Raw genomic sequence first — 17655 nt, forward strand, 5'->3', positions numbered from 1 at the left:
CCGGCTCACAACGCGTGCCCGATCACGTCGCTGCGCAGCTTGGCCGCCGGTGCGAGCGCGAAGGCACCACCGTTGTCGATGCGCGCGCGACTGCCCGGCGGTGTCCAGGTGCAGTCGAAGTCCGGCGCACGCAGGCCCTGCGTCACCGTGAAGCAGATCGGGATCATGATGCTCGAGGCGACGCCGTGGCCGCCGACGCGTTCGGGTACGACGCCCCAGTGCTTCACCGCGTTCACGGTCGCACGTTCGAGCGACGGCAACGAATTGAGCCCTTGGTCCGCCTGCGGTTCGATCGCGACGATGCGGCCGTCGGCGTCGTAGTCGGCCTTCACCACGACGCGCGCGACCAGCCCGACGCGGAGCGCGTCGCGCGGAATGCGCGGCGGCACCGTCTTGCCGGGCTTGACGTCGATCGTGCCGCCGACGCGCGCGTCGTCGATGTGCGCGGCGTAGTTGCCGTCGTCGGCGACCGTGAAAGTGACGTCGAGCGTGAGCGTGGTCTCGGTCGGCGCGGCTTCGCCGCCGATGCGGCCCGGCTCGAACGTCCAGCCGCGGATCGCGTGCTCCAGTGGCGTGCGGATCGCCGGATCGAGTTGCTCGTCGCCGCGCAGGTCGGCCACGCGTCCGGCCGCGTCGAGCGACAGGCGCCACGAGCGCGTCAGATGCAACGGAGCTTCGGGCTTCGCGGCCGCGGCGACTTCGAAAGCACACGCGAACAGTACGACGGGAATCGATCGACGCATCCGGGCCTCTCCTTGTGCACAATGCGTCCAACGTAACGCACGCATTGCCGGCGCGTCAAAGAGCCGGCGCAACCGGCCCTAGGCGAGCATCCGCTCGGCGATCGCCCGGTACAGCACCGGCAGGCGCTCGAGCTCGTCGAGCGCGACATGCTCGTCGATCTTGTGGATGCTCGCGTTGCAGACGCCGAGTTCCACCACCTCGGCGCCGAGCGGCGCGATGAAGCGGCCGTCCGAAGTGCCGCCGCCGGTGCTGAGCTCGGGTTCCATGCCGCACAGCTCGTCGATCGCCGCGAGCGCGGCGCGACGCAGCGGCCCGGTCGGCGTCGCGAATGGCTCGCCCGACAGCCACCAGTCGAGCGTGCTCGCGCCGTCGCCGAGTTCGATGCCGTGCCCGCGCAGGATCGCTTCGGTGCGTTCGCGCAGTCCGCTCGCGCTGCTCGCGGTGCCGAAGCGGAAGTTGAACACCGCGCGCAGTTCGCCCGGGATCACGTTGTCGGCCCCCGTGCCCGCGTTGAGGTTCGACAGCTGGAACGACGTCGGCGGAAACGCTTCGTTGCCTTCGTCCCAGCGTTCGCGCGCGAGCGCGGCGAGCGCGGGCGCGAACGCGTGGATCGGGTTGTCCGCCTTCTCGGGATAGGCGACGTGTCCTTGCACGCCGCGCACGGCGAGTCGCCCGGTCAGCGAGCCGCGGCGGCCGATGCGCACGAGGTCGCCGAGCCGCTGCTTCGACGACGGCTCTCCGACCACGCAGGCGTCGATGCGCTGGCCGCGATGGCGGAATTCGTCGGCGACGCGGCGCACGCCGTCGATCGACGCGCCCTCCTCGTCGGACGTCACGAGCAGCGCGATCGTGCCGGCATGGCCGGGATGCGCACGCGCGAAATCCTCGAGCGCGACCACCATCGCGGCGACGCCGGACTTCATGTCGGCCGCGCCGCGGCCGTACAGGCGACCGTCCCGCACGACCGGTTCGAACGGCGGCGACGTCCAGTTCGCGGCCGGCCCGCTCGGCACGACGTCGGTATGGCCGAGGAAGACGAGCACCGGGGCGCCGTCGCCGTGCGTCGCCCACAGATTGTCGACGTCGCCGTAGCGCAGGTGCTCGACCGCGAAGCCCGCACGCGCGAGCCGCTCGCCGATCACGGCCTGGCAGCCCGCGTCCTCGGGCGTCACCGACGCGCGTCGGATCAGCTCGCAGGTGAGTTCGAACACCGGCGACCGCATCGTCACGCCTCCGCGAGGAACAGGCGCTTGAACAGCGCGTCGCTGAAACCCTGGTGCAAGCTACCGTCGTCCTTGACCACGAGCGGGCGGCGGATCAGCGCCGGGTACTCCTTGATCAACAAGGTCCATTCGGCCGCGCTACCGGGTGCCTTGCGCGCATCGGGCAAGCTGCGCCAGGTCGTCGACGCGCGATTGACGAACTTCTCCCAGCCGCCGAGCGCGGGTGCCCATTCCTTCAGCGCGACCGCCGAGATCGGATGCGCGCGGTAATCGACGAATTCGTACGGGACCTTGAAGCGGTCGAGCCAGTTGCGGGCCTTCCTGCAGGTGTCGCACTTGTCGAGGCCATAGATGCGCGTGGTCATGCTCAGGCCCTCAGCAGCTCGTTGATCGCGGTCTTCGCGCGCGTCTGCGCGTCGACCTTCTTGACGATGACCGCCGCGTACAGGCTGTGGCTGCCGTCGGCCGCGGGCAGCGAACCGGCGACGACGACACTGCCGGCGGGCACGCGGCCGTAGGTGATCGCACCGGTCGCGCGATCGTAGATCTTGGTCGACTGGCCGAGGAACACGCCCATGCCGATCACGCTGCCGCGCTCGACGACGACGCCTTCGACGACTTCGGAGCGCGCGCCGATGAAGCAGTCGTCCTCGATGATCGTCGGGTTCGCCTGCAACGGCTCGAGCACGCCGCCGATGCCGACGCCGCCGGACAGGTGCACGTGCGCACCGATCTGCGCGCACGAGCCGACCGTCGCCCAGGTGTCGACCATCGTGCCTGCGCCGACGTACGCGCCGATGTTGACGTAGCTCGGCATGAGCACGGCGTCCCTGGCGACATGCGCGCCGCGACGCACGAGCGCGCCGGGCACGACGCGCGCGCCCGCGGCGTGGAACGCGTCCTCGCGCGCGGCGGCGAAGCGCAGCGGCACCTTGTCGAACGCGGCCATCGGGCCGCCGTCCATGACGCGATTGGCGCTCGTGCGGAAATACAGCAGCACGGCCTTCTTGAGCCACTGCTGCACGCGCCAGCCGCCGTCGCCGTCGGGTTCGGCGACGCGCGCACGGCCCGCCTCGAGCTCGTCGAGGACACGCTCGAGCGCGGGCCGCAGCGCCGCGGCATCGGCGTCGGTCAGTGCGGTACGACGCTCCCAGGCGTCGTCGATCTGGGCTTGCAGCGTGGACATGTTCCCTCTCGGATGGCTTCGCGTGACGGTGCTGACCGGCCGCTCACGGCGACTCGGCGCCGAGCCGTTCCAGCAGGCTTGCGCGCAAGCGGTGGCGCGTCGCCTCGGTCAGCACCGCGTCGTTCTCGTCGGTCAGGACGAAGAAGTCTTCCACACGCTCGCCGAATGTCGCAATGCGCGCGTCGTGCACGCGCACGCGCGACTCGCGCAGGGCCTGGGCGACCTCGGCGAGCAGGCCGGGCCGGTCGCTGCAGACGAGCGCGAGCTGGGTCGCGCCTTCGACGTCGCCGAACTCGATCTGCGGCGGGCGCTGGAAGTGGCGCAGGCGGCGCGGCAGGCTGCGGCGCGCCACGCGCGCGACGAGTTCGCGCGCCTCGAGCACGCGCCGCAGCGCGGCCTCGAGGTCGCCGGCGCGCTGCAACGAGAGCGCGCTGCCGCCGTGTGCGTCGAGCAGCTCGAAGGTGTCGAACACGCGGCCTTCGGCACCGACGAGCAGGCGCGCGTCGACGACGCCGAGGCCCTGGCGGTCGAGCGTCGCGGCGATCGCGGCGAACAACCCGTCGCGATCCGGGGCGCAGACGAACAGCTCGCTGCCGCCGCGCGACGACTGCGGATTGACAGCGACCACGATGCCGCCCGGCCCGGCCGTCGCGATCGCGCGCGCCTGGCGCGCGAGCTGCGCGGGCCGGTGGCGCAGGAAGCTCGACTGCGGGAACGCGTCGAGCCAGCGCTCCGCCTGCATGGCATCGACGCCGCCCTCGACGAGCAGTTCGCGCGTGCGCGCGCGGCAGTCGACGGCGCGCTCGTCGGCGTGCAGCGGACGCCCGAGGTCGGCGCGCAGCACGTAGCGCGCGGCCATGTGCAGGTCGGCGAGCAGGCGTGCCTTCCATTCGTTCCACAGTTTCGGGTTCGTCCCCGCGATGTCGGCGATCGTGAGCAGGTAGAGGTGGTCGAGGCGTTCGCGATCGCCGACCTGAACCGCGAACCGGTGCACGACGTCGGGGTCGGTGATGTCCTGCCGCTGCGCGGTCACGCTCATGAGCAGGTGCCAGCGCACGAGCCAGGCGACGAGGTCGATGTCGGGTTCGGGCAGGTCCATCCGCGCGCAGAACGCGCGCGCTTCCTCTTCGCCGAGTTCGGAGTGGTCGCCCCCGCGACCCTTCGCGATGTCGTGGAACAGGGCCGCGAGCAGCAGCAGCTCCGGTTTGTCGAGCGCGGCGAACACTTCCGCGGCGAGCGGCATCGACGCGGCCGCGTCGGCGTCGGCGTAGCGCGCGACGTTGCGCAGCACGCGCAGCGTGTGCTCGTCGACCGTGTAGACGTGGAACAGGTCGTACTGCATGCGGCCGACCACGCGGCGGAACGCGGGCAGGATCGCCGCGAGCACGCCGTGCCGGTTCATGCGCGCGAGCGCCTCTACCGCGGGCGCGCCGCGCCGGAGCAGCGCGAGGAACGCGCCGAGCACGTGCGCGTCGGCGGCGAAGCCGTCGCCGTAGTGGGCGAGCGCCTGCTGCAGGCGGCGCATCGTCTCCGCCGACAACCCGCGCAGCTCCGGGTGGTCGAGCGGCACGACGAACACGTCGACCATCGCGCGCGGTCGGCGCAGGAACAGGTCCGGCTCGCGCAACTCGACGCGGGCGCCGAGCGCGACGAAGTCCCGATCGAGCTCGCGCGGCGATCCCGTGGCCGGCTCGAGCAGTTCCGTGCAACGCTCGAGGAACTGCACGCCGAGCCGCTCGGCGATCGTCGCGGCTCGGTAGTACGCCTGCATGAACTGCTCGACCGCGAGGTTCGTCGCGTGCTCGTCCTCGTAACCGAACTCGCCGGCGAGGCGGCGCTGGTAGTCGAACAGCAGGCGCTCCTCCGGCCTTCCCGCAGCGAGATGCAGCGCATAGCGGTAGCGCCACAGCGTCGCCTCGGCGCGTTCGAGCGCGGTGCATTCGGTGCGATCGAGCAGGCCGCGCTCGACCATCGCGTGGAAGTCGCCCGCGTCGGCGACGCGTCGCCCGAGCCAGCGCATGAGGTCGAGCGTGCGCAGGCCGCCCGGGCCGTCCTTGAGGTTCGGCTCGAGGTTGTAGGTGGTGTCGTTGTAGCGCGCGTGGCGCGCGCTTTGCTCGGCGCGCTTGGCGGCGATGAACGCCGGCGCCGGCCACAGCGCGGGATCGGCGACGAGGGCGGCGAGCGCGTCGGCGAGATAGCGTTCACCGGCGAGCAGGCGCGCATCCATGAGGGCGGTATAGACGCTGACGTCATCGGCCGCGAGGGAGCGGCAATCGGTGAGCGTGCGCACCGCATGGCCGGGCTTGAGGCCGATGTCCCACAGGCAGGCGAAGAACGCCTCGAGCGCACGCGCCTGGCGCGCGAGCGCGTCCGGCTCGCCGAGCGCCAGCAGGTCGACGTCGGACTGGGGAAACAGGAGGCCGCGCCCGAAGCCACCGACCGCGACCAACACGCATTCGCCCGCTTCGCCGACGCACGAACGCCACGCGTGCACGACGACGGCGCCGACCGCGCGCGCGCGCAGGTGCACGAGCGTGGCGACATCGGCACCCGCATGGTACGCGTGGGCGAGCGCGCGCTCGTTGTCGCCGAGGATCTGGCGCAGCGCGAGGCGCGCCTCGGGCGACACGCCGCTGCGCGGCAGCGCGGCGGGAAGTCGCGGCAGGTCGGGCAGGCGCGCGTCGATGGCCTCGCGCGCGTTCATCGCGCTAGGCGGCGCTCGGCCAGGCGGTGAGGATCTCGTAGCCGTCGTCGGTGACCGCGACGGTGTGTTCCCACTGCGCCGACAGCGAATGATCCTTGGTGACGACGGTCCAGCCGTCGGGCAGCAGGCGCGTGTGCGGCTTGCCCGCGTTGATCATCGGCTCGACCGTGAAGGTCATGCCCTTCTGCAGCTTGAGGCCCGCACCCGGCTGGCCGTAGTGCAGCACCTGCGGATCCTCGTGGTAGATCTGCCCGATCCCGTGCCCGCAATACTCGCGCACGACCGAAAAGCCCTGCGCCTCGGCGTGCTTCTGGATCGCGTGGCCGATGTCGCCGAGGGTCGCGCCGGGGCGCACCTGCGCGATGCCGCGCAGCATCGCCTCGAGCGTCGTGTCGACCAGGCGCTTGGCGAGGACCGACGGCGTGCCCGCGAAATACATGCGGCTGGTGTCGCCGTGCCAGCCGTCCTTGATCACGGTCACGTCGATGTTGACGATGTCGCCGTCCTTGAGCGCCTTGCCCGGATGCGGGATGCCGTGGCAGATCACGTGGTTGACCGACGTGCAGAGCGTCTTCGGGAAGCCCTTGTAGCCAACGTTGGCCGGCACCGCCTGCTGCACGTCCACGATGTAGTCGTAGGCGAGCCGGTCGAGCTCGTCGGTCGTGACGCCGGGTTTCACGTGGGGCACGAGCATCTCCAGCACCTCGGCGGCCAGGCGGCCGGCGACGCGCATCTTCTCGATCTGCTCGGGGGTCTTGACGGTAACAGCCATCGGCATTGCCATGAATCGGGGATCAGGATCAGTGTAGCGGAGGTGAGGGCCGGGTCGCTCGGCCGCAAGCCCCGCAGCACGCCGACGCCCGCTGCACAGGCGCGATCGATCGTCGAGTGCGCGCTCGACGACGGCAACGGCAGCGCGGGCCGGCGCGACGCACGCTTCGCGCCCGGCATCGCGGCGCTTGCACGCAACCCGCTGTCCCCGCTAGAATTCCGCGGTTCCCTTCCGTGGGAACAATCCACACACGTCTCGATACCGTTGTCGGGGTGCCTGCGCCGGACGCTACGCCGTCCCCGCGGGTCGCCAACGTTGGAGGCGTGGAGGTCACAACCCCGGGCCCGTGCCGCGCAAAGATCGCGGCCTCGCCCCTTTTTGGAGTTTCACCATGCCTCAAGTCACGATGCGCCAGATGCTCGAAGCTGGCGTGCATTTCGGCCACCAGACCCGTTACTGGAACCCGCGCATGGCGCCGTACATCTTCGGCGCGCGCGGCAAGATCCACATCATCAACCTCGAGAAGACGCTGCCGCTGTTCGGCGACGCGATGAACTTCATCTCGGCGATCGCGCAGAAGCGCGGCACGATCCTGTTCGTCGGCACCAAGCGCTCGGCGCGCGAAGCGGTGAAGGAAGAAGCGGCGCGCTGCGGCATGCCGTACATCTCGCAGCGCTGGCTCGGCGGCATGCTGACCAACTTCCGCACGGTCAAGCAGTCGGTCTCGCGCCTGAAGGAACTCGAGACGATGGCGACCGACGGCAGCTACGAGCGCCTGGTCAAGCATGAAGTGCTCGGTCTGGTGCGCGAGCGCGAGAAGCTCGAGAAGTCGCTCGGCGGCATCAAGGACATGAACCGCCTGCCGGACGCGCTGTTCGTGATCGACATCGGCCACGAAGATATCGCGATCAAGGAAGCCAAGAAGCTCGGCATCCCGGTCATCGCGGTGGTCGACACCAACTACGATCCGGCGCTCGTGGACTACGCGATCCCGGGCAACGACGACGCGATCCGCGCCGTGCAGCTGTACGCCAGCGCCGCGGCCGACGCCGTGCTCGAAGGCAAGGCCGCCGCTCCGGCGATCGTCGCCAGCGAGAAGGACGACTTCGTCGAACTCGACGCCGAGGGCAACCCGGTCGGCAAGAAGGAAGCGCGCGAGCGTGACGACCGTCGTCGTCCGTCGGGCCCGCGCAAGCCGGGCGGCGACAAGCGTCCGCCGGCCGGCCGTCGCGGCGCCCCGCCGCGCGGTGGCAAGGGCGACGCCCCGACCGCCGAGTAAGTAAGCGTCATGTCCGGGCCGCATGATCGCGGCCCGGCATCGGATCGCCGTCGCGACACGCCCCGCTCGGGCGCGCGGCGGCGTCCGGGTCCCGTCGAGATCGGGCCCGCGCGAGCGGGCATCCACTGATCGGCCGCGTGCGCCCGCGCGCGGCGATCGCCCAGTTTCAACGGGCGGCGCCATCCGCGCGCCGCCGCAGCAGCCATCGAGGACACCATGGAAATCACCGCTACCCTGGTCAAGGACCTGCGCGAGCGCACCGGCGCCGGCATGATGGAGTGCAAGAAGGCACTCACCGAGAACAAGGGCGACATCGACGCCGCGGCCGAGTGGCTGCGCAAGCAGGGCCTCGCCAAGGCCGACAAGAAGGCCAGCCGCGTCGCCGCCGAAGGCCGCATCGCGATGGCGCAGGACGGCGGCAAGGCCGTGCTCGTCGAGATCAATTCCGAGACCGATTTCGTCGCCAAGGACGAGAACTTCCTCAAGTTCACCGACGCCGTCGCCAAGGCCGCGCTCGCGTCCGGCGCGAAGGACGCCGAAGCGCTCAAGGCGGTCAAGCTGCCGAGCGGCGAGACGGTCGAGGAAGCGCGCGCCGCGGTCATCGCCAAGGTCGGCGAGAACGTGCAGGTGCGTCGCCTCGTCGCCGCGAACAGCGCGAACAACGTCGCGGCCTACGTCCATGGTGGCCGCATCGGCGTGCTGGTCGAGGTCAAGGGCGGCGACGCCGACTTCGCGCGCGGCGTCGCGATGCACGTCGCGGCGATGAACCCGCCGTACAACAAGGCGGCCGACGTGCCGGCCGATTTCCTCGCGAAGGAGAAGGAAATCGAACTCGCAAAGATGAGCGAGAAGGACAAGGCCAAGCCGGCCGAGATCCTCGAGAAGATCATCGGCGGCAAGGTCGCGAAGATCGTCAACGAGGTCACGCTGTACGGCCAGCCGTACGTGCTGAACACCGACCAGACGGTCGAGGCCGCCGCGAAGGCAGCCGGCGCGGACGTCGTCGGCTTCCAGCGCATCGCGGTCGGCGAAGGCATCGAGAAGGTGGTCGAGGACTACGCCGCCGAAGTCGCGAAGGCGATGCAGGTCTGATCCCGGTCGCCATCGGAGTCCCGGAAAAGGCCGCGGTTTCCGCGGCCTTTTTCTTTGGCGCATCCCGCGTGGGCCGTGCGGCCGCGGCGCGCCGAGGCGAACGGTGGCCGCGCCGCGCCGAGTCGCGCCTGCGCGACGCCGAATCATCCTATGATTCCCGGATGGGTCTGAGCCGCCGCCGCACGCCGCATCGATGATGAACCGCCAGCGCCAGTTCTGGTTGCTGCAAACCGGGGCGTGGACCGCCTATGGGCTCGAAAGCTTCCTGTCCGAGATCGGCTACGGCCGGCCGCTCGACATGTGGCGGCTCAACGCCTACGACGCCATCTGCGGCTTCCTGCTCACGCTCGGCATCCGCACCGTGCTCAAGGCGACCTGGTCGCAGCCACCGGCGCAGCGCGTGCGCTGGGGTATCGCCGCGCTCGTCGTCGCCTCGATCATCGGCGGCTATGCCTGGTGGCTCGCGGTGTCGAGCATGTGCGGCGACTGCAAGCCGCCGAAGAGCTGGCTCGGCTACCTCTCCTACTTCTTCGGCTGGCTGCAGCTGCTCGTCGCCTGGACCGGCGCCTATGTCGGCATCAAGCTCGCGCGCCAGCTGCAGCACGAGAAGGAAACCGCGCTGCAGGCGACCGCGATGGCGCACCAGGCGCAGCTGCGCATGCTGCGCTACCAGCTCAATCCGCATTTCCTGTTCAACACGCTCAACGCGATCTCCACGCTCGTGCTCGACGGCCGCAGCGAACAGGCGAACGGCATGGTCGGCGCGCTGTCCGGCTTCCTGCGCTATTCGCTCGACAGCGATCCCGAGCAGAAGGTGTCGCTCGACCAGGAGATCGGCTCGATCCAGCGCTACCTCGCGATCGAGCAGGTGCGCTTCGGCGAGCGCCTCAGGGTCGGCATCCTCGTCACGCCGCCCGCGGGCGACGGCCTCGTGCCGAGCCTGATCCTGCAGCCGCTGATCGAGAACGCGGTCAAGTACGGCATTTCCCGGCGCGAGGAAGGCGGGCGCATCGAGATCATCGCGCGCGTCGTCGACGGTGGCGTGCTCGACATCGTGCTGCGCGACAACGGCCCCGGCAGCCTCAGCTACCGGCCCGAGCGCGCCGACGGACAGGGCGGCGTCGGCATCACCAATACGCGCGAGCGCCTGCGCGTGCTGTACGGCGATCGCCAGCATTTCGAGATCGCGCGCCTGCAGCCGCAGGGCACCGAAGTGCGCCTGCAGTTCCCGTTCGAAACCGCCAGCGAGAACCGCACCCGATGAGCATCCGCGCTCTGATCGTCGACGACGAACCCCTCGCCCGCCGCGGCATCGCGCTGCGCCTCGCGCGCCACCCCGACGTCGAGATCGTCGGCGAAGCCGCCAACGGACGCGAGGCGTTCTTCGCGATTTCCGAACACTTGCCGACCCTCATGTTCCTCGACGTGCAGATGCCCGGCGTCGATGGCTTCGAACTGCTGCGCGCGGTGCCGCTCGCGCAATTGCCGCTGACCGTGTTCGTGACCGCCTACGACCAGTACGCGCTGCAGGCGTTCGAGGCGAACGCGATCGACTACCTGCTCAAGCCGATCGAGGACGCGCGCCTCGACGCCGCGGTCGAGCGCGTGCGCCGTGCGCTCACCGCACGCGACGCCGACGACCACTGCGCGCGCCTGCTGCGCCTGCTCGGCAACGTCTCCGGCCGGCCCGATCTCACGCTCGACGAAGCGCTCGTCGATGCCGACCGTATGGCGCAACCGGTCGAGGAGCGCCTCGCGATCCGCGACGCGGGCCGCATCCTGCGCGTGCCCCTCGAGGAAATCCTCTGGATCGACGCCGCTGGCGACTACATGTGCGTGCACACGGGCAAGGACACGCACGTGCTGCGCGCGACGATGCGCGAGCTGGAAGGTCGCCTCGATCCGCGCCGGTTCCAGCGCATCCACCGCTCGACCATCGTCAACGTCGGCCGCGTCAAGGAACTGCGCGCGCACCTCAACGGCGAATACTTCCTCATCCTCGACTCCGGCCAGCAGCTCAAGCTGTCGCGCAGCTACAAGGACAAGGTGCGCCTGCTGCACTGAGGCGACCGCACCCGCCGTGTCGCGGGAGCCTCGATATGCTGCGGGTGCTGGAATGGCGGGCCGGGTCCGTCATACGGAGCGCCGATCCGCGTCAGACGTCGCCGAGCGGGGCGAGGAACATCTCGAACGCGGAAAACACCTGCTCGCGCAGCGGGATGATGTCGAGGTAGTCCTGTTCGAAGAACGCGGTGGCGGCGACCTCGCGCGACGGGAAATCGATCAGCATCAACAGGCTCGGCGCGCGCGTGCCGTAGAGCACGCGTTCGATCCGCTGGCGCCGGATCGCGCGCGCGCCCTTGCGGTCGAGGAAACGCCTCACGCGCGCGGAGTACTCGGCGAACACGGCTTCGTACCCGGCACGGAACGTCCCGACGACGACGATCGTGGCTCCGACCATGCGCGCACCCGTCGCTGCCGTGGGACGGCCAGTCCATCGCCGCGCGCGCCGTGGTGACGGCCGGGCGCACGGCGATGCCCGCGCTGCGCCGCCGTCGCACGCCTCGCCGCCGTCCGGCCACGGTTCGGCGCAAGCGACGCAACCTTTGTTACTCCTGGCGCATCCATTCCCGTCGACGACGGCGCACGCTGACGTCGAGCCGGGAGCCCTGCCATGCGCCTGATCCAAGCGTCGATCCGCAACCCCATCGCGGTCTGCGTCGCCGTCCTGCTCGTCTGCCTGTTCGGCGGCATGAGCCTCGTCAAGCTGCCGCTGCAGCTGTTCCCGGACATCGACCGGCCGAACATCACGATCTTCACGAACTGGCGCGCGGCCTCGCCCGAGGAAGTCGAGGCGCAGCTGCTCGAACCCGAGGAACAGGTCCTGCAAGGCCTGCCCGGCGTCGAGCAGATCGAAGGCAACGCCAACACCGGCGGCAGCTTCATCAACCTCGAGTTCGCGATCGGCACCGACATGCGCGCGGCGCTCGTCGACGTGATCGGCCGCATGAACCGCATGCGCCCGCTGCCGCAGGACGCCGACCGCCCGGTCATCCAGATCGGCGGCGGCGGCAACGACTCGAACGATTCGCTGTCGTGGTTCTTCGTGCAGCTGCTGCCCGGCACGCAGGGGCCGATCGAGAACTACCGCCGCTACATCGAGGACGTGATCCGGCCGCGCATCGAAGCGGTGCCCGGCGTCGCCTCGGTCAACGTCAACGCCGGGCCGCCGGACGACGTGCGCATCACGGTCGACCTGGCCAAGGCCGCAGCGATGGGCATCGCGATCCCCGACATCGCGCAGAAGGCAGCGAGTGCGAACGACGTCTCCGGTGGCCAGGTCGAGGTCGGACGCCGCCAGTACCAGTTGCGTTTCACCGGCCGCTACAAGCCGGAGGACTTCGGCGAGCTCGTGCTCGCCTGGCGCGACGGCCGACCGATCAAGCTCGGCGACGTCGCGGCGATCGAACGCAAGCCGCCCGAGCAGCAGTTCTTCGTCTACCAGAACGGCAATCCCGCGATCGGCCTGCAGGTGCTGCGCGCGCCGGGCGCGAACGTGCTCGGCACGCTCGAGCAGGTCAAGAAGGTCGTCGCCGACCTGCGCGACGGTCCGCTCAAGTCGCGTGGACTCGGCATCGAGCAGAGCTTCGACTCGGCGTTGTTCATCCATCGCGCGGTCAACCTGCTCACCGAGAACCTCATCGTCGGTGCGCTGCTCGCGCTGCTGTGCGTGTGGTGGTTCATGCGCGACTGGCGCGCGACCGTGCTCATCGCGAGCGCGATCCCGATCTGCCTGCTCGCGACCTTCGGCGCGCTCGACCTCGGCGGCCGCAGCCTCAACGTGATCTCATTGGCCGGCCTCGCGTTCGCGGTCGGCATGGTCGTCGAGGGCGCGATCGTCGTCTCCGGCAACATCATCCGCCTCAAGGAAGCGGGCATGACGCCGCTCGAGGCCGCGCGCGAAGGCACCGCGCAGGTCGTGCCCGCGCTCGTCGCGTCGACGATCACGACGATCGCGGTGTTCCTGCCGGTTTTGTTCCTGCGCGACGTCGAGGGGCAAATATTCGCAGACCTCGCGCTCACGATCTCGATCGCGGTCGCGCTGTCGATCGTCGTCGCGATCACCGTGCTGCCGGCCGCCGCCGGCGCACTCAAGGCGAAGAAGCTCAAATCCGGCTACGGCGACGGCTGGCCCGCGCTGACCGAGCGCATCCTGCGCTGGACCGACACGCGCCCCAAGCAGATCGGCTGGGTCCTCGGCCTGCTCGTGCTGCCGCTGTTCGCGAGCTGGTACTTCCTGCCCAAGCTCGACTACCTGCCGCCGGTGAAGCGCGCCGCGATCGACGCGTTCTTCAGCTTCCCGCCCGGCATGAGCCCGGAGAAGGTCAATTCGGAGATCGGCAACACGCTGATCCAGCGCCTGCAGCCGTACATGAAGGGCGAGAAGCAGCCCGCGCTGAAGAACTACTACATCTGGCTGTGGCCGGGCGGAGGCACGATCGGCGCGCGCGTCGTCGACGAGAAGCGCATCGGCGACCTCGAGCGCATCATGCGCGAGGAGATCACGGTCGGCTTCCCCGACACGCGCGCGTTCGCGACCGAAGGTGAGCTGTTCGGCGGCGTCGGCGGCTCGGCGCGCTCGGTCGCGATCCACCTGCAGAGCGACGATGCGGAGACGCTCAACCGCGTCGCCGAGGACGGCCGCAAGCTGCTCGAACAGAAGTTCCCCGGCGCGAACGTGCAGGCGAACCCGGCGACCGACCAGACTACGCTCGAATTGCACGCGATACCGGACGATCGCCGCATCGCCGAAGCCGGCTGGGACCGCGCCTCGCTCGGCACGATCGTGCGCGCGCTCGGCGACGGCGCCTGGCTCGGCGAATACTTCGACGGCCAGACGCGCCTGCCGATCATCCTGCGCGCGGACCGCCGCGAGACGCCGGAGTCGCTCGCCGAGGCGCCGCTGGTCACGCCGAACGGCCAGGTCATCCCGCTCGGCGACGTGATCAGGCTCGAGACCACGCTCGGCCCGAACCAGATCCGCCGCCTCGATCACCGCCGCACGGTCACCCTGACGATGGATCCGCCGCAAACGCTCTCGCTCGAGGACGCGCTGAAGACGATCCAGAACGAGGTCGTGCCCGCGCTGCGCGCGAAACTCCCGGCGGACGCGAACATCCGCCTCGCCGGCAGCGCCGATCGCCTCGAGGCGACCGTGTCGACGATGGCGAAGAACTTCGTGCTCGCATTGCTCGTGCTGTTCCTGCTCATGGCGGCGATGTTCCGCTCGCTGCGCGATGCGCTGGTGGTCGTGCTGACCGTGCCGGTCGCGCTCGTCGGCGGCGTGCTCGGCCTGCGCGTGCTCGGCGCGGTGGCGTTCCAGCCGCTAGACCTGCTGACGATGATCGGCTTCATCATGATGGTCGGCGTGATCGTCAACCACGCGATCCTGCTGGTCGATCGCACGCGCGACGCGCAGGACCACGGTCATACGCTCGAGGAATCTATCCGCCTCGCGCTCAACCAGCGCCTGCGCGCGATCCTCGCGAGCACGCTCACGGGCGCGCTCGGCGCGCTGCCGATGGCGGTCAATCCCGGCCCCGGCAGCGTGATCTACCGCGGTCTCGCCGCGGTCAACGTCGGCGGGGTCGTGGTCGCGATGGTGTTCTCGCTGCTGCTGCTGCCGAGCCTCATGCGCCTGACCACGCGCGAGCGCAAGCAGGACGCGCGGTCCGCACCGACGCCGTCGGACGAGCAGCGCGCGGCGATCGCGCGCGCCGCATGAACCACGTACAGAATCGCATACGACCGGAGGCCACCATGCATCGCCATCACCGAACCCGCTCTCTGCTGCTCGGGCTCGCGTTCGCGCTGCCCACCTCGGCCTACGCGCAGGCGCCGGCCGCGCCGGCGACGATCGTCGAAGTCGCCAAGGCCGACGTCGCGCAGATCGCGCCGCGTCGTTGGGTGCCCGGCAGCGTGGTCAGCCGTGACGACGCCAAGCTCGCGACGAGCGCCGCGGGCCGGCTCGAGTACGTCGCCGAAGTCGGCACGCGTCTCAAGGCCGGCGAGCGCGTCGCCAAGCTCGAGGACGAGGCGATCCGCCTGCACCTTGAGGACGCGCGCAGCGAGGTCGAGCGCATCAAGGCGCAGCGCGCGCTCGCGCAGCGGCAGAGCGACCGTTACGACCGCCTCGCCGAGAACCGCAGCATCGCCGCGAACCAGGTCGACGAGGCGCGCGCGCAGGTAGAGCAGTACAGCGCGCAGTTGCGCCAGGCCGAAGCGCGCGTGCGCACCGCGCAATACGAGCTCGAGCAGACCGAGGTGCGTGCGCCGTTCCCGGGCGTCGTCACCGAACGCCTCGCGCAGCGCGGCGAGTTCGTCGCGACGGGCGCCTCGATCGCCCACCTCGTCGACACCGCGCGCCTGGAGGCGCGCGTGCAGGCGCCGCTCGCGCTCGCCGAGATGCTCAAGGCGGAGATGGAGTTACCGGTGCGCCTCGGCGAGAAGACGTCGAAGGCGCGCGTGCGCGCGGTGGTGCCGGTCGGCGAGGAACGTTCGCGCCAGTTCGAGCTGCGCCTCGCGCTGCTCGACGCGCAGCCGCTCGTCGGGAGCGCGATCGAGGTCGCCCTGCCCGAACGCACGCCCGTGCGCGCGATGGCGGTACCGCGCGACGCACTCGTCGTACGCACCGACGGCAGCTACGTCATGCGCATCGGCGGCAACGGCACGAGCGAGAAGGTCACCGTGCGGACGGGCGCGAGCGACGGCGAATTGACCGAGATCGAGGGACCGCTCAACGCCGGCGACCTCGTCGTCGTGCGTGGCGCCGAACGGCTCGGCGACGGCCAGAAGGTGCAGATCGCCTCGCGCAGCCAAGTCGTCGCGGGCGTCACCTCGACCGCCGCGAAGCCGCCGGGCTGAGGGCCTTCGCCCTTCAAAGCTGAAAGATTGAAACACGAAGGACACGAAGAACACGAAGGAAAGCAGAGAATGGGTCGACGCTCCGAACACGGAACGCATGAAGGCGAATTCCGCATGCGCCTTCGCTGCGTGTTCAAAACTCCAATTGCTTTTCGCTCTTCTTCGTGTCTTTCGTGTTTCAGGCTTTGGTACCTGCTTCCGAGCACGCGCGACGTCAGTCGGTGAGGACGCGGTAGCACGGCACGTAGCGCGAGCCCGGCAGCTTCATGCGCTGCTGCGCGACGAAGCTCGCGAGCAGCGCGTCGAGCGCCTGCATGATCTCGCGGTCGCCGTGGATCTCGAACGGCCCGTGCTGCTCGATCGCGCGCATGCCCTCTTCCTTGACGTTGCCGGCGACGATGCCGGAAAACGCGCGACGCAGGTCGGCGGCGAGGCGGTGCGGCGGCTGGTCGCGATGCAGGTTGAGGCCCGCCATCGCCGCATGCGTCGGCTGGAACGGCACCTGGAACTCGCGTTCGATGTGCAGCGCCCAGTTGAAGAAGAACGCGTCCTGGTTGTTGAGGCGGAACAGGCGCACGCGTTCGATGCCCTTGCGGATCTGGCGCGCGACTTCGCCGGGGTCGTCGACGACGATCGAGTAGTGCTGCGCGACGTCGTCGCCTAGCGACAGGCGCAGGAAGCGGTCGATCTGCTCGAAATAGGCGGCCGATTCGGCCGGCCCGGTGAACACGAGCGGGAACGGCAGCTGCGCGTTGTCCGGGTGCAGCAGGATGCCGAGCAGGTAGAGGATTTCCTCGGCGGTGCCGACGCCGCCCGGGAACACGATGATCGCGTGGCCGATGCGCACGAACGCCTCGAGGCGCTTCTCGATGTCCGGCATGATCACGAGGTTGTTGACGATCGGGTTCGGCGACTCGGCCGCGATGATGCCCGGCTCGGTGATGCCGATGTAGCGGTTGCTGTGCCGGCGCTGCTTCGCGTGCGCGATCGTCGCGCCCTTCATCGGCCCCTTCATCGCGCCGGGGCCGCAGCCCGTGCAGATGTCGTAGGCGCGCAGGCCGAGCTCGTAGCCGACCTTCTTCGTGTACAGGTACTCGTTGCGGCCGATCGAATGGCCGCCCCAGCAGACGACGAGGTTCGGGTCGGTGTTCGGCCGCAGCACGCGCGCGTTGCGCAGGATCTCGAACACCGCGTGCGTGATGCCCGGTGAACTCTCGAGGTCGAACGCCCCCGCTTCGATCTGGTTGGCGACGTAGACGATGTCGCGCACGACCGCGAACAGCAGCTCGTTCACGCCGTGGATGAGGTGGCCGTCGACGAACGCCTCGGCCGGCGCATTCGTCAGCTCGAGCTTGACGCCGCGGTCCTGCTGCAGGATCTGGATGTCGAAGCCGGGATAGCGGTCGAGCAACGCGCGCGCGTCGTCGCTGCCGCTGCCCTGGGTCAGCACCGCGAGGGCGCAGCGGCGCAGCAGCTCGTGCAGGCCGCCCGCGCCGGCGTCGCGCAGCCGCGCGACCTCCTGGCGCGACAGGACGTCGAGCCCGGCGACCGGCGAGATGCGCGCGCTGAAGGTGGCGGATTTGGTCGGGACAGGCTCCATGCTTCTTGCTTCCTCGGTTCGTTTCCTGGATCCCTAGCAATGCCACCACGCGGTGCCGCGGTCAAGCGACGCCCCTGAAAAGCGAACGGCCGGCGCAAGGCCGGCCGTTCGATGCAGCGGTACCGCGTCGA

The 17655-nt window shown here is 69.9% G+C and carries 14 protein-coding genes; 6 read left to right on the forward strand and 8 right to left on the reverse strand.

What is annotated here, in order from left to right:
* Positions 1-5: 5 nt before the first annotated feature.
* From FHW12_RS11815 to map, 6 genes are all read right to left on the reverse strand, one after another.
* The gene (locus FHW12_RS11815) at positions 6-743 is read right to left on the reverse strand and encodes an energy transducer TonB (protein ID WP_182531222.1); all 738 of its coding nucleotides are present in this window, start codon (positions 741-743) and stop codon (positions 6-8) included.
* 78 nt (positions 744-821) lie between these two features.
* Complete coding sequence (gene dapE, locus FHW12_RS11820; protein ID WP_182531223.1) at positions 822-1967, reverse strand: succinyl-diaminopimelate desuccinylase; 1146 nt, start codon at positions 1965-1967, stop codon at positions 822-824.
* Positions 1968-1969: 2 nt separating this feature from the next.
* Positions 1970-2332, reverse strand: coding sequence for a Spx/MgsR family RNA polymerase-binding regulatory protein (locus tag FHW12_RS11825; RefSeq protein ID WP_182531224.1), 363 nt, complete (start codon positions 2330-2332; stop codon positions 1970-1972).
* Positions 2333-2334: 2 nt separating this feature from the next.
* The gene (dapD, locus tag FHW12_RS11830) at positions 2335-3153 is read right to left on the reverse strand and encodes a 2,3,4,5-tetrahydropyridine-2,6-dicarboxylate N-succinyltransferase (RefSeq protein WP_182531225.1); all 819 of its coding nucleotides are present in this window, start codon (positions 3151-3153) and stop codon (positions 2335-2337) included.
* 43 nt (positions 3154-3196) lie between these two features.
* Complete coding sequence (glnD, locus tag FHW12_RS11835; RefSeq protein WP_182531226.1) at positions 3197-5857, reverse strand: [protein-PII] uridylyltransferase; 2661 nt, start codon at positions 5855-5857, stop codon at positions 3197-3199.
* Between the two features lie 4 nt (positions 5858-5861).
* A complete protein-coding gene (gene map, locus FHW12_RS11840; protein ID WP_182531227.1) occupies positions 5862-6629 on the reverse strand; it encodes a type I methionyl aminopeptidase in 768 nt (255 codons plus the stop codon).
* Between the two features lie 391 nt (positions 6630-7020).
* Between map and rpsB the strand changes: the two genes are divergently transcribed.
* The 4 genes from rpsB to FHW12_RS11860 all read left to right on the forward strand — a co-directional run bounded on the left by rpsB (position 7021) and on the right by FHW12_RS11860 (position 11064).
* Positions 7021-7908, forward strand: coding sequence for a 30S ribosomal protein S2 (gene rpsB / locus FHW12_RS11845; protein WP_182531228.1), 888 nt, complete (start codon positions 7021-7023; stop codon positions 7906-7908).
* Positions 7909-8124: 216 nt separating this feature from the next.
* Positions 8125-9000 (forward strand): translation elongation factor Ts, encoded by an 876-nt coding sequence (tsf, locus tag FHW12_RS11850; protein ID WP_182531229.1) that lies wholly within the window; start codon positions 8125-8127, stop codon positions 8998-9000.
* A gap of 196 nt (positions 9001-9196) precedes the next feature.
* On the forward strand, positions 9197-10264 hold the full coding sequence (locus tag FHW12_RS11855; RefSeq protein ID WP_182531230.1) for a sensor histidine kinase: 1068 nt from the start codon (positions 9197-9199) through the stop codon (positions 10262-10264).
* On the forward strand, positions 10261-11064 hold the full coding sequence (locus tag FHW12_RS11860) for a LytR/AlgR family response regulator transcription factor (protein ID WP_182531231.1): 804 nt from the start codon (positions 10261-10263) through the stop codon (positions 11062-11064). The genes FHW12_RS11855 and FHW12_RS11860 overlap by 4 nt, the downstream gene beginning before the upstream one ends.
* A 91-nt stretch (positions 11065-11155) precedes the next feature.
* Here the strand turns inward: FHW12_RS11860 and FHW12_RS11865 are convergent, their stop codons facing one another.
* A complete protein-coding gene (locus tag FHW12_RS11865; protein WP_182531232.1) occupies positions 11156-11461 on the reverse strand; it encodes a DUF1330 domain-containing protein in 306 nt (101 codons plus the stop codon).
* 213 nt (positions 11462-11674) lie between these two features.
* On the opposite strand from FHW12_RS11865, the gene FHW12_RS11870 reads away from it, so the two are divergent.
* Both FHW12_RS11870 and FHW12_RS11875 read left to right on the forward strand, forming a co-directional pair.
* Positions 11675-14785, forward strand: a complete 3111-nt coding sequence (locus FHW12_RS11870) for an efflux RND transporter permease subunit (protein ID WP_182531233.1) — start codon at positions 11675-11677, stop codon at positions 14783-14785.
* A 35-nt stretch (positions 14786-14820) separates the two neighbouring features.
* Positions 14821-15924 carry an efflux RND transporter periplasmic adaptor subunit gene (locus tag FHW12_RS11875; RefSeq protein WP_182531234.1) on the forward strand — a complete coding sequence of 368 codons (1104 nt, stop codon included), beginning with the start codon at positions 14821-14823 and terminating at the stop codon, positions 15922-15924.
* Positions 15925-16138: 214 nt separating this feature from the next.
* Here FHW12_RS11875 and ppnN read toward each other — a convergent pair whose 3' ends face one another.
* The gene (gene ppnN, locus FHW12_RS11880) at positions 16139-17524 is read right to left on the reverse strand and encodes a nucleotide 5'-monophosphate nucleosidase PpnN (RefSeq protein WP_182531235.1); all 1386 of its coding nucleotides are present in this window, start codon (positions 17522-17524) and stop codon (positions 16139-16141) included.
* Positions 17525-17655: the final 131 nt, after the last annotated feature.

Source organism: Dokdonella fugitiva (assembly GCF_014138265.1).
GTDB classification, from domain to species: Bacteria; Pseudomonadota; Gammaproteobacteria; order Xanthomonadales; family Rhodanobacteraceae; genus Dokdonella_A; species Dokdonella_A fugitiva_A.

What these genes read in the sequence shown, in the direction of transcription:
- FHW12_RS11815 (WP_182531222.1), bottom strand. Translation starts at nt 743, where the DNA reads ATGCGTCGATCGATTCCCGTCGTACTGTTCGCGTGTGCTTTCGAAGTC.
- dapE (WP_182531223.1), bottom strand. Translation starts at nt 1,967, where the DNA reads ATGCGGTCGCCGGTGTTCGAACTCACCTGCGAGCTGATCCGACGCGCG.
- FHW12_RS11825 (WP_182531224.1), bottom strand. Translation starts at nt 2,332, where the DNA reads ATGACCACGCGCATCTATGGCCTCGACAAGTGCGACACCTGCAGGAAG.
- dapD (WP_182531225.1), bottom strand. Translation starts at nt 3,153, where the DNA reads ATGTCCACGCTGCAAGCCCAGATCGACGACGCCTGGGAGCGTCGTACC.
- glnD (WP_182531226.1), bottom strand. Translation starts at nt 5,857, where the DNA reads ATGAACGCGCGCGAGGCCATCGACGCGCGCCTGCCCGACCTGCCGCGA.
- map (WP_182531227.1), bottom strand. Translation starts at nt 6,629, where the DNA reads ATGGCTGTTACCGTCAAGACCCCCGAGCAGATCGAGAAGATGCGCGTC.
- rpsB (WP_182531228.1), top strand. Translation starts at nt 7,021, where the DNA reads ATGCCTCAAGTCACGATGCGCCAGATGCTCGAAGCTGGCGTGCATTTC.
- tsf (WP_182531229.1), top strand. Translation starts at nt 8,125, where the DNA reads ATGGAAATCACCGCTACCCTGGTCAAGGACCTGCGCGAGCGCACCGGC.
- FHW12_RS11855 (WP_182531230.1), top strand. Translation starts at nt 9,197, where the DNA reads ATGAACCGCCAGCGCCAGTTCTGGTTGCTGCAAACCGGGGCGTGGACC.
- FHW12_RS11860 (WP_182531231.1), top strand. Translation starts at nt 10,261, where the DNA reads ATGAGCATCCGCGCTCTGATCGTCGACGACGAACCCCTCGCCCGCCGC.
- FHW12_RS11865 (WP_182531232.1), bottom strand. Translation starts at nt 11,461, where the DNA reads ATGGTCGGAGCCACGATCGTCGTCGTCGGGACGTTCCGTGCCGGGTAC.
- FHW12_RS11870 (WP_182531233.1), top strand. Translation starts at nt 11,675, where the DNA reads ATGCGCCTGATCCAAGCGTCGATCCGCAACCCCATCGCGGTCTGCGTC.
- FHW12_RS11875 (WP_182531234.1), top strand. Translation starts at nt 14,821, where the DNA reads ATGCATCGCCATCACCGAACCCGCTCTCTGCTGCTCGGGCTCGCGTTC.
- ppnN (WP_182531235.1), bottom strand. Translation starts at nt 17,524, where the DNA reads ATGGAGCCTGTCCCGACCAAATCCGCCACCTTCAGCGCGCGCATCTCG.